Annotated in this window: 14 protein-coding genes; 12 read left to right on the forward strand and 2 right to left on the reverse strand. The window is 71.2% G+C overall.

All coding sequences use genetic code 11. The annotated features are described in order from the left end of the window. Positions 1–1007: 1007 nt before the first annotated feature. Both ABZW03_RS26255 and ABZW03_RS26260 read right to left on the reverse strand, forming a co-directional pair. Positions 1008–1190 carry a hypothetical protein gene (locus ABZW03_RS26255; RefSeq protein ID WP_355263036.1) on the reverse strand — a complete coding sequence of 61 codons (183 nt, stop codon included), beginning with the start codon at positions 1188–1190 and terminating at the stop codon, positions 1008–1010. 282 nt (positions 1191–1472) lie between these two features. Then, on the reverse strand, positions 1473–2243 hold the full coding sequence (locus ABZW03_RS26260) for a response regulator transcription factor (RefSeq protein WP_355263039.1): 771 nt from the start codon (positions 2241–2243) through the stop codon (positions 1473–1475). 504 nt (positions 2244–2747) lie between these two features. Here ABZW03_RS26260 and ABZW03_RS26265 point away from each other — a divergent pair. The 12 genes from ABZW03_RS26265 to mslH all read left to right on the forward strand — a co-directional run bounded on the left by ABZW03_RS26265 (position 2748) and on the right by mslH (position 12860). After that, positions 2748–3857, forward strand: a complete 1110-nt coding sequence (locus ABZW03_RS26265) for a sensor histidine kinase (RefSeq protein ID WP_355263042.1) — start codon at positions 2748–2750, stop codon at positions 3855–3857. 144 nt (positions 3858–4001) lie between these two features. Continuing rightward, positions 4002–4904, forward strand: coding sequence for an ATP-binding cassette domain-containing protein (locus ABZW03_RS26270; protein ID WP_355263045.1), 903 nt, complete (start codon positions 4002–4004; stop codon positions 4902–4904). Continuing rightward, positions 4897–5649, forward strand: coding sequence for an ABC transporter permease (locus ABZW03_RS26275; protein WP_355263048.1), 753 nt, complete (start codon positions 4897–4899; stop codon positions 5647–5649). Before ABZW03_RS26270 ends, ABZW03_RS26275 begins: the two co-directional genes overlap by 8 nt. Positions 5650–5775: 126 nt before the next feature. After that, positions 5776–5904: an aborycin family tricyclic lasso peptide gene (locus tag ABZW03_RS26280; RefSeq protein WP_103079659.1), complete on the forward strand. Its 129-nt coding sequence runs from the start codon at positions 5776–5778 to the stop codon at positions 5902–5904. A gap of 57 nt (positions 5905–5961) precedes the next feature. Next, positions 5962–7785: a lasso peptide isopeptide bond-forming cyclase gene (locus tag ABZW03_RS26285; RefSeq protein WP_355263052.1), complete on the forward strand. Its 1824-nt coding sequence runs from the start codon at positions 5962–5964 to the stop codon at positions 7783–7785. Further along, positions 7782–8045, forward strand: a complete 264-nt coding sequence (locus ABZW03_RS26290) for a lasso peptide biosynthesis PqqD family chaperone (RefSeq protein WP_355263055.1) — start codon at positions 7782–7784, stop codon at positions 8043–8045. The genes ABZW03_RS26285 and ABZW03_RS26290 overlap by 4 nt, the downstream gene beginning before the upstream one ends. Then, positions 8042–8473 carry a lasso peptide biosynthesis B2 protein gene (locus ABZW03_RS26295; RefSeq protein ID WP_355263058.1) on the forward strand — a complete coding sequence of 144 codons (432 nt, stop codon included), beginning with the start codon at positions 8042–8044 and terminating at the stop codon, positions 8471–8473. The genes ABZW03_RS26290 and ABZW03_RS26295 overlap by 4 nt, the downstream gene beginning before the upstream one ends. Next, a complete protein-coding gene (locus ABZW03_RS26300; protein ID WP_355263061.1) occupies positions 8470–9435 on the forward strand; it encodes an ATP-binding cassette domain-containing protein in 966 nt (321 codons plus the stop codon). The genes ABZW03_RS26295 and ABZW03_RS26300 overlap by 4 nt, the downstream gene beginning before the upstream one ends. Further along, the gene (locus ABZW03_RS26305) at positions 9432–10304 is read left to right on the forward strand and encodes an ABC transporter permease (protein WP_355263064.1); all 873 of its coding nucleotides are present in this window, start codon (positions 9432–9434) and stop codon (positions 10302–10304) included. Before ABZW03_RS26300 ends, ABZW03_RS26305 begins: the two co-directional genes overlap by 4 nt. Positions 10305–10311: 7 nt before the next feature. Continuing rightward, positions 10312–10815, forward strand: a complete 504-nt coding sequence (locus tag ABZW03_RS26310) for a MauE/DoxX family redox-associated membrane protein (protein WP_355263067.1) — start codon at positions 10312–10314, stop codon at positions 10813–10815. Between the two features lie 3 nt (positions 10816–10818). Beyond that, entirely contained in the window at positions 10819–11541 is a 723-nt protein-coding gene (locus tag ABZW03_RS26315) for a thioredoxin domain-containing protein (protein ID WP_355263070.1), read from the forward strand. Next, on the forward strand, positions 11538–12860 hold the full coding sequence (gene mslH, locus ABZW03_RS26320; RefSeq protein WP_355263073.1) for a lasso peptide C-terminal Trp epimerase: 1323 nt from the start codon (positions 11538–11540) through the stop codon (positions 12858–12860). The genes ABZW03_RS26315 and mslH overlap by 4 nt, the downstream gene beginning before the upstream one ends. Positions 12861–12925 lie beyond the last annotated feature (65 nt).

Here is a 12925-nt window from a genome sequence, read left to right on the forward strand (position 1 = left end):
GTCGACGACGGCACCGTCGAGCTGCAGTCCCCGGAGCGCTTCGCGGACTCCAAGTCCGCGAAGATCACCGCCAACGCATCACAGCGTGCAGTTGATCAATTACCCAACACTTTCTTAGGTGTGGCGGCAGAGCGTGCGAGGCGGTGCGCGAGGCACGTCAGGGCCAGTTGGAGAAGACACGCTCAAGACGACACACCGCAAGGAAGATCACAATCCGTAGCTGATGGGCAAACAAGCGTGATCCGTTCGCAGGCACCGGAGCCGCGAGCCAGCCAGCGCCGTCGACGCAGCGGCTGTTGGGATCGCACGGCGGTGCTTGCTGAAGGATCGACAGATATCGGTCACCGGCGGTAGCTGCAGCGGGGTCGCTGGCCCTGGGACCATTTTGGGACCACGCGGGATGAGCGTTCATGAACGCTGATGGGCGAAAATGGACGCTTGTGTGCAAAGTAAACACTGAGCCACCGTCAGGAGTCCGTGGCATCACTTCCGCCGAGAGTCTCCAACTCGCGTGCACCTCATGGTAGTTGAGCAACAAAAGAAGCCGAGTTCTCAAGGCCTCGGCTGCCGACGCTAGTTGAACCCCTTGACTGGGGGTCAAGGGGTCGCAGGTTCAAATCCTGTCGTCCCGACAGTGATGTCGGTTGTGAGAGCGGGTACTTGGGAAACCAGGTGCCCGCTCTTTGCTGTGGTGGTCGCGGGTGCTCGTTCGCGTCATTTCAGGGGGCGCACCCTGGGGCGCTTGGACGCAATCGATATGCGGTATTTGTCTGCTCGGTCGAGGTGGCTGAGCGTAGTTCTTCGTTGAGTGGGCTTCTGCCCGGTGTCGAAGCGGCATGGGTTCCCGGTAGTGGGCATGCCTGGGGAGCCCGCGGTGTCAGGTGTGGTGGCTCCGGGGCTGAGCGGGTGTCAGTGATGGGCCGACGGGTCCGGCCGTTTAGCTGGTCCTTGTCGCAGTCTGGGTCGGGGGCTCGGTGGGCCGGGGTGCCTGCAGTCGTGCGGTTGTGTCAGGCCGCGTGGCTGAGCAGTGGGTTCGGCAGGGGACCGGCCAGGGCGTCGGTGCCGCAGTGGGTGCGGGCTTCAGCCAGGTGGAGCCTGGTTTCGATGGTGTGGACCGCGGCCGGGTGGAGGGGCTTGCCGTCGGCGTCCTGGAAGACGTGGCCGTTGCCCGGGGAGGTGTTCCTGGCCAACGCGCGTTCAAGGGCAGGCGGTGGGTTCGTGCGGTCGTGCCCAGGGCGCTGGGGAGTGTGGCGAGGCAGTGGTAGGCGGCCTGACGCCCGCGGCCGGCTTCGAGCCTGCCGGGCCCTGTTCGTTCGGGGACATGACTCGTTCGCTCCTTGTGTTCCGGTGGCGGGAACGCTGGTCCCGGGTATTCGGGCACGGCATGCCAAAGCCCCGGCTCGGCGGGTCGGCCGTCGGCCACCCGCTCCAACCGGAGCTTCTTCGCTCGCGTCAGGCGCGTTCGGCAGGTGTCATGCCACGTCCGATGCGAACTCGTGCTTCGCGATGCGGACTTCCCGTGTCTCCTTTCCGAGACCGGCGTCACGGGCCAGCATCGCCGCGGAGGCCCGGTCGTGCACCTCCAGTTTCGCGAAGATCCGCGAGGCGTAGTTGCGCACGGTCTTTTCCGCGAGAAAGATTCGACGGGCGATCTGGTGGTTGCTCAGCCCGCCGGCGATCAGTTCCAGTATTTCGAGTTCCCTGCTGGTCAGGTCGGACAGCCCGGTCGTCTCCGGCAGGGTCTGCACGGTGGAGAAGTGCAGGCTGAGCCGGGAGGCTATGGTCCGGCTGAAGGCGGCACCCCCTTTGGCCACGATCGTGATGGAGTGGAGGAGTTCCTCGGACGACCTGATGTGCGAGAGGTACCCGCTGACCCCGACGCGCAGGGCGCTGAAGACCGCGTCGTCGTCGTCGTTCTGCGACACCACCAGGATTTTGGGTCTGGTCTTCTGGCGGCGGTATTTCGAGGCGATCTGCTGGGCGTTCTCGTAGATGGATTTCTTCGAGGACGGCTCACCCAGGATGATGACGTGCGGCTCTATTTCGATGTTCTCGAGACATCGCATGCCGTCGAGGTATCCCACCGCCCGGCCGACGAGTGTGAATTTGTCATCCTGTTCGATGATTGTCTCCAGCCCGGCCAGTGAAACCGGATTGTCGCTGATGATGAACAGGTTGATCCCCATATGAATTCCCCCGTTTGGCACGTTGTGCGGCTCATTTTTCTTCGGTACGTCATTCATTTGCAGGAGAAAGGCCGGTTCGGTGCTCAGGTGATTATGAGTAGGCGAATGATCGGAACGCAAGTTCGACCTTCAAGTGAAATGAGATCGTTCCACTTGGCGGGTGACTATTCGGTCATGGGTTCGGGTTCGGCGGGGGGCGGCGCCGGGGCGCCCGAGGTCCCCTGGAACCGCAGGTGGGGCCGTGGTTGCTGGACTCCTGGGCCTGGCGAGGCCCCGTCGCCGGACGCTCTCCCGCCGTTCCGGGTGCCGTGCGGGCGTGGTGGACGGTGGCCGAAAAAGGGGGGGGGGTGACGGCCTTGTCTCGAGGGATGGGTGTCTATCCGGCGGCAGGGGGGTAATGTCGGCCGGCGCGTGCCGCGATCCATCGGTACCGTCGCGGGCGGGCAACGGCGCCTCTTCGGCACCGTCACCGCACACGCCGGTCCTGGTCCATGCCCGTACTGGACGCGCCTCGAACCGGCCCCCTACGTTCGGCGCATGGGTAGTGTTCCTCGTCGGCGCTTGATCACGCTGGACGTGCTGGCCGCGTTCGGGTTCGTCCTCCTTCCGCAGGTGTCGGTGCTGCGTCCGGCCGACGGTGGCGGGGTGGGTGCCGGTGCTGTGTGGCTGCTGTCGCTGGGTACCGCGCTGCCGTTGGTCGTCCGGAGGTTGTGGCCGGCCCCGGTGTTCGTGGTCGTGTTCACCGTCGCCTGTGCGGCGCTGGTCGCCGGGGTCGGGGCGAGCCCCTTCCTCGCCGCCGCCTACGCCCTGTACCCGGTGGCCACCACCGGGAAGGGGAGGCCGGGGGTGTCCGCGGCCTTCGTCGCCGGGCTGTGCGCGGGCGGCGCGGTCCTGATGACGGTGTCGGGAGGACGGGGCTACCAGGGCGGGAGCAAGGCCGTACAGATCGTGCTCGGACTGCTCGTCCTCGGCGCCACCTGGGCGACGGGGGCCGCGGTCAGGGAACGGCGGGAGAGGTTGCGGCGCGCCGTCGAGCACGCGGCCGAGCAGGCGAGGGCCGAGGAGCGCCTGCGCATCGCCCGCGACATCCACGACGTCGTCACCCACAGCGTGGGCCTGATCGCGATCAAGGCGAGCGTCGCCAACCACGTGGTCGCTACCCGCCCCGACGAGGCGAGGGAAGCCCTGGCGGTCATCGAGGACGTCAGCCGCCGCGCGCTGCGGGACATGCGCGACACCCTCAAGGTGCTGCGCCGTGAGCAGGACGCGGGCGCCGACGAACTGCGGCCGGTCCAGGGACTGACGGACCTGCCGGAACTGGTCCGCACGGCCGAGGCGGCCGGAGTCAGCGTCGACCTGCGGACCGAGTACGAGCAGGAGCCCCCGAACGGTGTCGCGCTGTCCGTGTTCCGGATCGTCCAGGAGGCCCTGACCAACGTCGTCAAGCACGCCTCGCCCACCCGCTGCCGGGTCCGACTGGCCGCCGTCCAGGGCACGTTGACGATCGACATCGCCGACGAGGGCCCCGGGCCCGGCCACCGGCCCACCGTGCCCGGCGGGGGCATGGGCCTGGTCGGGATGGAGGAGCGGGTCGCCGCACACCGGGGCACCTTCAGCGCCGGGCCGCGGCCGGGAGGCGGCTTCCGGATCGTGGCGACGCTGCCGTACTGAACCCGGCCGTTCGCGGGGACCGGACCCGGACCGTGACGGGCGGCCGGACTCATCCGCGGGTATGGGTCCGGCCCGCGCGGGCCGCCGCGCAGTCCCGACCCCGGACCGATGCGGCCGACGGGCCCGTCCGACGAGACTCGTCCTGTGATCGAAGTCCAGAACCTGACCAAGCGGTACGGGGAGCACACCGTCGTGGCAGGCCTCACCTTCACGGTGCGGCCCGGCGCCGTCACCGGATTCCTGGGCCCCAACGGCGCCGGGAAGTCCACGACGATGCGCATGCTGCTCGGCCTCACCCGCCCGGACGCCGGCTCCGCCCGCATCGGCGGCCGCCCCTACCACGAACTGACGTACCCCGCCCGGCAGGTCGGCGCCCTGCTGGAGACGGCGGTCCCGCACCGCAGTCTGACCGCGGCCGACCACCTGCACTGGATCGCGCAGAGCAACCGGATCGACCGACGACGCGTCGCGCAGGTCCTGGAGGCGGTCGGCCTGAGCGCCGCGGCCCGGCGACGGGTCGGCACGTTCTCCCTCGGCATGGGACAGCGACTCGGCCTGGCCGCGGCCCTGCTCGGCGACCCGCCCGTCCTGGTCCTCGACGAGCCGGCCAACGGCCTGGACGCCGAAGGCATCCGATGGCTGCGCGAACTGCTGCGCTCGATGGCCGCCGAGGGCCGCACCGTCCTCGTCTCCAGCCACCTGATGACCGAGATGTCCACGGTCGCGGACGACCTGGTCGTCATCAGCCGCGGACAGCTCCTCGCCCAGAGCGGCACCTCGGAGTTCATCCGACGCCACGCCCGGACCTACGTGCGGGTGCGGTCCTCCGAACCCCTGCGCCTGCACCGGGAACTGGAGCGCAACGGCGCCTCGCTGACTCTCGCGCACGACGGCAGCCTGGAGGTCGTCGGCATGACGGCAGCCGAGATCAACCGGATCGCCGCGGCGGGCGACCTCCCCCTCGAAGAGCTGAGCACTCACACGGGATCGCTCGAGGACACCTTCCTCAAGCTCACCGGCGACCAAGGAAGCAGCACCCATGTCTGAGACGGCCGCGGCCATCCGGGCCGAGTTCACCAAACTGCGAGGCGTGCGCGGCACGTTCGGCGCGCTGCTGCTGTTCGCTCCCCTCAGCCTCCTCCTCTCCGCCCTGGGCGGCTGGTCCGCGAGGAAGGCGATCGACTCCGACAACCCACTGCTGCGCTCCGACTTCACCCCCGAGCAGACCGGCATGGACGGTGTTCTCTACGGCCAGCTGGCGCTGATCGTGTTCGCCGTGCTCCTGGTCTCGAGCGAGTACTCCTCCGGCATGATGCGGGTCTCACTGCTCGCCGTGCCCCGGCGTGGCCGGCTCTACCTGGCGAAGGCGGCCGTCACCGTCGCCGCCGCGGTGGCCGTCGCGATCCCCGTCACCGTCCTCGGCTACCTGCTCACGCAGTTCGCCCTCGGTCCCCACGGCGCCGACATCGATGCGAGCGGTGTCCCCCGCGCCCTCGCCGGCGCCGTGGTCTATCTGACGATGATGAGCCTGTTCGCGGCAGGCGTGGCCGCGACGGCCCGCGGCGCCGTCGTCCCGCTGGCCGTCCTGCTCCCGATGGTGCTCGCCGGGTCGCAGATCCTGTCCACCATCGGAGCGACGAAGGAGATGGTCCGCTACCTCCCCGACCGGGCCGGCATGCGGATGCTCACGGTCGGCTCGCACGACGCCCTCACCGGGTTCGCCGTCCTGCTCGCCTGGACGGTCGCGGCCCTGGTCGTCGGCTGGCTGCGGCACCGGCGTTGGGACGGTTGACGGGACGAGCGACGGGACGGTCGTGAGGCACATGACCCATGACCGCGGGACATGACGCCGCGTAGGTTCCCAGACAGGTCACGGGCCGAACAGGTCGGCCCGGACGATCCCCATCTGGGAGGAACCATGTCCGCGATTTACGAGCCCCCGGCGCTGCACGAGGTCGGCGACTTCGATGAGCTCACCAAGTGCCTCGGCATCGGGAGCTGCCAGGACTTCGTCGGCTGCGGCTACGCCGTCGTCTGCTTCTTCTGATCACAGGGGTGCCGGTGCGCTCAGGCGCACCGGCACCACCCCGGGGAGCGAGACGACATGGAATTCGTAGTTCTTCCGGACAACGCGGCCGGCTCCGAGGCGGCCGCGCGGCTGCGGGCGACACACCGGATCGACCACGCGTCGGGGCGGCCCTGGATCGTGGGCGACTGGCAGCAGGACCAGATGACGGTGCTCCAGGCCGGTCCACGGCGCCTGGCGCTCCTGGGACGCACCAGGCTCGACGAGCAGGCCACCACGGCCGCACTCGGGCGGATGCGCTCCCTCCACGACATCGACGCCGTGGCGTCCCGCCTGCCGGGCCTCTTCCACCTGATGGGCTCGATGGACGGCAAGGTCCGCGTGCAGGGCTCGGTCTCCGGCGTACGACAGGTCTTCACCACCGTGGTCGACGGGGTGACCGTGGCGGCCGGCGGCATGGAGCCGCTGCTGCGTCTCACCGACGCGGGCCTCGACGAGACGCTGCTGGCCGCCCGCCTCCTGGCACCCGGCGGAGCGCCCTGGCCGCTGTCCCTGCGCCCGGTCCGCCGGGGCATCGACGCCCTCGGCACCGGGTACTGGCTCGAACTGGACGCGGACGGCCGGTCGCGGCAGATCCGCTGGTGGAACCTGCCGGAGGCCACCCGCTCGCTCGCCGAGGGCGCGCAGGCCGTGCGCACCGTGCTGTCCGAGGCGATCGCCACCCGGGTCCGGCCGGGTCGGACGATCAGCGCCGACCTGTCCGGCGGCCTGGACTCGACCACCCTCTGCTTCCTCGCCGACGCGGCCGGCGCCGACCTGGTCACGTACCACGTCATGCCGATCGACGGCGCCAACGAGGACACCCTCTGGGCGCGCAAGGCCGCCGCCGTGCTCCCGTCGGCCCGGCACCACATGCTCTCCGCGGACCGCGCCGAGAACCTGCTCGACGTCGGCTACACCGCCGACTACGCGAACCTGGCCCCGGAAGGGCCGTCGACCTGGGCATCCGGGCTCGCCCACGTCCGGGACCTGGCGAAACGGGCCACCGGAGAGGGCGCGTCCCTGCACCTGACGGGCTTCGGAGGGGACGAGCTGTTCGGACGGATGCCCGCCTGCGCCTGGTCGCTGGCCCGCGCCCAGCCGGTCAACGGCCTGAAGCTGGTCAACCGCTACCGGCTCGCCAACCGCTGGTCCTGGGGTGCGACCGTGCGGGCGCTCACGGACCGGTCGACGTTCGCCCAGAGCCTCGCCAAGGTCGCCGCCCGGGTCAGCGACCCGCCCCCGCCCGTCGACGAACCCGACTTCGGCTGGGTGTTCGCGCCCCGACTGCCGGCCTGGGCCACACCGGACGCCGTGTCGGCGGTCCGCGCGCTGCTCACCGACGCCGCCCGGCAGACCCCCGAGCCGCTCGACGCGGACCGGGCCCGGCACCAGGCGCTCGCCTCGATCGCCTTCGAGGGCAAGACGGTCCGTCAAGTCAACACCGTCGTAGCCGGCAGCGGCCTCGCCTGGGACGCCCCCTTCCTCGACGACCGCGTCCTGGAGGCGGCGATGTCCACCCGGATCGACCAGCGTCTGGCGACCGGGCGGTTCAAGCCGCTGCTGATCGACGCCGTTCGGGGCCTCGTGCCCGCCGACATCCTCGACCGTCGCGACAAGGGCGAGTTCAGCGCCGAGGCGTTCCGGGGCATCGCCCGCAACCGGGCCCGGCTCCTGGAACTCTGCGAGGACTCGCACCTCGCCCGGCTCGGCCTCATCGACCCGGCGAAGTTCCGCTCCGCGGTGCTCAACCCCGGGCCGATGGCCCATCACATCCAACCGATCGAGACCACCGTGGCCTGCGAGAGCTGGCTCAGGACGCACCTTCAGCCCCACCCCCAGGACACGGGAGAACGCAGATGAAGCTGAGCCTTGCCCGCGACGTCACCCTCACCCCCATCGAATCCGGGGCGGTACTGCTCGACGGACGCCGGGGCCGCTACTGGCAGCTGAACGCGTCCGGCTCCGCCATCCTGGGCAAGCTGCTCGAGGGCGAGACCCCCCGCACGGTCGCCGCGCTGATGTCCGAGGCCGCCCCCGTGAGCGAGGACCAGGCCCACACGGACGTGATGGAGCTCGTCGACGCACTGAGCGCGGCCAACCTCCTGGAGGTCTCGCCGTGACCACCCCGGCCGTGGCGGAACAGGCTCCGCGGCTACCGCTGCTCCGCCAGATCGAACCCAGACTCGCGGCCGGCGTGGCCCGGCTGCTGGTCAGGCTGCCTCCGGCCCGGCTCCAGCGGGTGCTGCGCGTGCTCAGCAGGGGAACCCGGCTCGCCGGGTACGCCGAGACGGCGCGGGCCAGGCGGTCGGTCGTCTCGGTCAGCACGCGCTGCGCCGGTCTCGGCTGCCTCCAGCGGTCCGTCGCCACCGTCCTGATGTGCCGGGCCCGCGGCACGTGGGCCGACTGGTGCACGGGGTTCCGCACCCAGCCCTTCGCCGCCCACGCCTGGGTCGAGATCGACGGGCGACCGGTGGACGAACCGGGCGAAATGGGAGTGTTCAAGACCGTGCTGGCCGTGCGCGGCCCCGAGAGGAGGAACCGCCGATGACGGCGATCCGGGCCGAGGGCCTCTACGCCTACTACGGCACGACCGCGGCCGTCAACGGCCTCGACCTGACGGTGCCCGACGGCTCGACCTTCGGCTTCCTGGGGCCCAACGGCGCCGGCAAGACGACCACGATCAGCATGCTGACCACGCTCCTCAAGCCCACGGCGGGCCGGGCGGAGGTGGCCGGGGCCGACGTGGTGGGCCAACCCGCCGAGGTGCGCCGCCGGATCGGCATCGTCTTCCAGGAATCGACGCTCGACCAGGACCTCACCGCGGCCGAGAACCTCCGCTTCCAGGCCGACCTGTGCGGGCTCGGACGCCGCGAGGCACGCGGAATGATCGCCGGGATGCTCGACATGATGGAACTGTCCGGGCGCAGCAACGTCCCCGTGGGGCAGTTCTCCACCGGTCTGCGCCGCCGCCTGGAGATCGCCCGGGGCCTGCTCGGCTCCCCCCGGGTCCTCTTCCTCGACGAGCCGACCACCGGCCTCGACGCGCAGACCCGCGCGGCCGTCTGGGAGTACCTGGGCAGGCTGCGGCAGGAACAGGGCATCACCGTCTTCTTCACCACGCACCAGCTGGAGGAGGCGGAGCACTGCGACCGGATCGCGATCTTCGACAAGGGCAAGGTCGTCACCGAGGGGTCGCCCGCGGAGCTGAAGTCCGTCACCGGAGCCGACCTCGTCGTGCTGCGCACCGAGGACGACCCGCGCGCGCTGGAGCAGCTCTCCGAGCGCTTCGGCCTGACGGCGGAGCCCACCCCCGACGGACTGCGTCTGAGGGTCTCGCACGGCGCCGGCCTGGTGCCGCGGCTGTGCACCGGACTCGGGGTGACGGTGCGCTCGGTGACCGTCAGCTCGCCGACCCTCGACGACGTCTTCCTGCACTACACCGGGTCCGAGATCCGGGAGAGCGGGACGAAGGCCCGCACACTCAGCGACCTCGGGGAGGGACTGCGATGAGCCGTCTGGACACCGTACTGGACACTCCCGCCGGCCTGGCGGCCCCGGCCGGCCCGTCCACCGGCCGCCGGGGGCTCGCACTCAGGCCGTACGCGCTGCTCTGGCGGCGGGAGATGACGCGGCTGCGGCACAACCCGGTGCGCCTCGTCATGGGGTTGGTGACCCCGCTGCTGTTCCTCGTCGTCCTGGGCACCGGCCTCGACGCGGCCTCCTCCAGCCTCGGCAAGGCCCAGCTGAACGACTACCGGGCCTTCCTGTTCCCCGGCACGCTGATCATGTCCGTCCAGGCACCGGCGGTCGCCGTGGGCATCTCGCTGGTGTGGGACCGCAAGCTCGGCATGCTGCGGCAGATGCTCGTCTCGCCGTTCCCCCGCTCCAGCATCGTGCTCGGCCTGGCGCTCGGCGGAGCCACCACGGGCGCGGTCTACGGCCTCATGCTCCTGTCGGTCGGAGGCGTAGCGAACATCCGGTACACGCCGATGCTGCTGGTCGTCCTGCTGGAGGTGCTGCTCGTCTCGCTGATGTTCACCTCGCTCGGGCTGCTCGCCGCCGTCACGATCCGGCAGGTCGAGACGTTCCAGATCGTGGTGAACCTGAGCCTGATGCCGCTGATGTTCTTCTCCGGCGCGATGTTCCCGCCGAACGGGCTGCCGGGCTGGCTCGACACCGTGGTCAAGCTGAATCCCCTGACCTACGGCGTCGACGCCGTGCGCCGGACCCTGCCCGGACCCGACATCCTGACCTCGGAGCAGACCCGGCTGATGCTCGGGGACTGGCACCCGCCCGTGGCCGCGGAACTGGGGCTGCTGACGGCGATCGTCGCCGTCGCGCTCGGTGTGGCCACCCACCGCTTCGCACGGTCGCGGTGAGCGGGCGGTGAACGGAACCGGAGTTCACACGGCACGTGCCACCCGGGCGTGGGAGTGGACGGGGATCGCGGCCCGGCTGCTCCTGGCGGCGGTCCTCGGCTACGCGGGCCTGGCGAAGATCCAGGACCTCAAGGAGGCCGGCCGCACGGTCGTCCTGTACCAGATCGTGCCCGAGGACACCGCCCAACTCATCGGAGGCGTCCTGCCGTTCGTCGAGGTCGCGCTCGCCCTGCTGCTGGTCGCGGGGCTGGCCACCAGGGTGGCGGCGGCCGGCGCGGCCGTCCTGATGGTGGTGTACGTCGCGGCCATCAGCTCGGTCTGGGCCCGGGGGCTGTCCATCGACTGCGGCTGCTTCAGCAGCGGAGGCGCCGTCACGAGCGGAGCCGTGCGCGGCTATGTCATCGACATCGCGCGCGACCTGGTCCTGCTCGCGGTGGCCGTCCTCCTGATCCGGAACCCGCGAACCCGCTACGCGCTGGACCACTGGGTCCTGGACACGAAGGAGCGATAGGCGATGCAGGCAACCGACGCCCTGGTGCGGGAGATGGTGTGGAAACGGCACCGCCGCCGGCGCACCCTGCTGGTGTCGCTCGTGGCCGCGGTCGTGCTGGTCGGGGCCGCGTTGGTGGGCGTCGGCCTCGTCCGGGCGAGCAACACCGCGCCGGACAAGGTACCGAGCCTGGTCCCCGCCGGCGCGACGGACGACAAGGCGGGGCTGCTCGCCTCCACCGGCCGGGTGCGCGTCGACCTCTACCTCGACTTCCTCTGCCCCGAGTGCCGCAAGACGGAGCAGGCGCTGGCCGGTGAACTGGGGACGCTGAAGGCGAGCGGCGACGTGAGCGTCGTCTACCACCCGGTCACCTTCCTCGACAACCGCAGCAGCCCCGAGGGCTACTCGACCCGGGCGGCCTCCGCCGCGGCCTGCGCCGCCGAGCAGGGCAGGTTCGAGGAGTACGCCACGGTGCTGTTCGACCGGCAGCCCGCCGAACGCGGGCCGGGCCTGAGCGAGGACCAGCTGATCGCGGCCGGGCACGACGCCGGGATCACCGCCGCCGCGTACGAGGAGTGCGTCCGGGCCGGCACCTATACGCCATGGGTGCAGTACGTCTCCGACGTCGCCGCCTCCCGCAAGGTCGCACTGACTCCGACCGTCATGGTGAACGGCAAGCGCATCGAGGTCGCCGGGGCGGACGCGGCCGCCGCACTCACCCGCGCGGTGACGGCGGCCCGCGGATGACCCGGCTGACCGTGGCGCTGTCCGGGGACTGCATGGCGACCCGGGGAGCGCTGATCACCTGCGACCCGGGCGCCGTCGGGCTGCGCGAGACCCTGCGTGCCGCGGACTTCGCCTTCACCAACCTGGAGGTCGTCCCCGACACCGGGCGGGGGCACCCGGTGCACAACGCGGCGGGCGGCGGCTGCCTGGTCGCGGATCCGGGCGTGGTCGACGAGGTCTCGGCGGCCGGCTTCACGGTGTTCGGCTGTGCCAACAACCACGCGCTGGACCTGGGCACGGACGGGCTGCTCGGCACCGTGGACCTGCTGCGCGCGAAGGGCGTTCCGTTCGCCGGGATCGGCGCCGACCTCGCCACCGCACGCCGACCGGTCTACGTGGACCGCCCCGCCGGCAGCCTGGCCGTGATCTCGTGCAGCTCGACGTTCCTGCCCGGGCAGGAAGCGGCCGCTCCGTCACCGGACCTGCCGGGCCGACCCGGGCTGAGCCCGCTGCGGCACAGCGCGACGCTGCAGGTGACGCCCGCGCAGATGGACGTCCTGCGCGAGATCGACGGCGGGACGGGGCTGCGGGACCGGCGGGCCGAGGCACGCACCCTGCTCGGGTTCGATCCCGCGATGCCCTCGCCCGGCCGGCTCACCCTGTTCGGCACGCGCTTCGAGACCGCGGACACCCCCGGCTTCACCACCCGGTGCGATCCGGGGGACCTCGACGGGATCTCCCGGTGGGTGGCCGAGGCCCGGCGTCGCGCGGACCTCGTCCTGGTCAGCGTGCACTCCCACGAGCCCGGACCGACGCCGGAGACACCCGGCGAGTTCCTCCGTGAGTTCGCCCACCGGATGATCGACGCAGGCGCCGACATCGTCGTCGGACACGGTCCGCACCACCTGCGCGGAGTGGAGCTCCACCGGGGGAAGCCGATCTTCTACAGCCTGGGGAACATCGTCAGCCAGATCGAACTCGCCGACCGGGTGCCGGCCGAGGACTACGCGAAGGTCGCCGCCGGCGAGCAGCTCACGCCGGGCCGGTACTTCGACGAACTCGGCGGCCACGGCCGCCGGATGTTCGCCCCGCACCGCCGGTACTGGCAGTCGCTCGTGCCGGTGCTCACCTTCGACGACGGCGTCCTGGTGGGCGCCCGTCTCCACCCGGTCGACCTGGGCTTCGGCCGACCGGTCCACCTCCGGGGCCGCCCCCGGCTGGCGGACCCTGTCGGCGCCAGGGAGATCCTCACCGAGATCGTCCGGCTCGCGGAGCCGTACGGTACCGAGGTGAGGGTCGGGGAGAGCGGGACGGGCGAGCTGGTGCTCGACGGCTCCTGACAGGTGCGGCCGGCCGGGGGGGCCCGGGCCCCCCCCCCGCCCCCCCCCAAACCGGGGCGCGGCCC

Source organism: Kitasatospora sp. NPDC004799, from assembly GCF_040609095.1.
In the GTDB taxonomy this organism is placed as follows: domain Bacteria; phylum Actinomycetota; class Actinomycetes; order Streptomycetales; family Streptomycetaceae; genus Kitasatospora.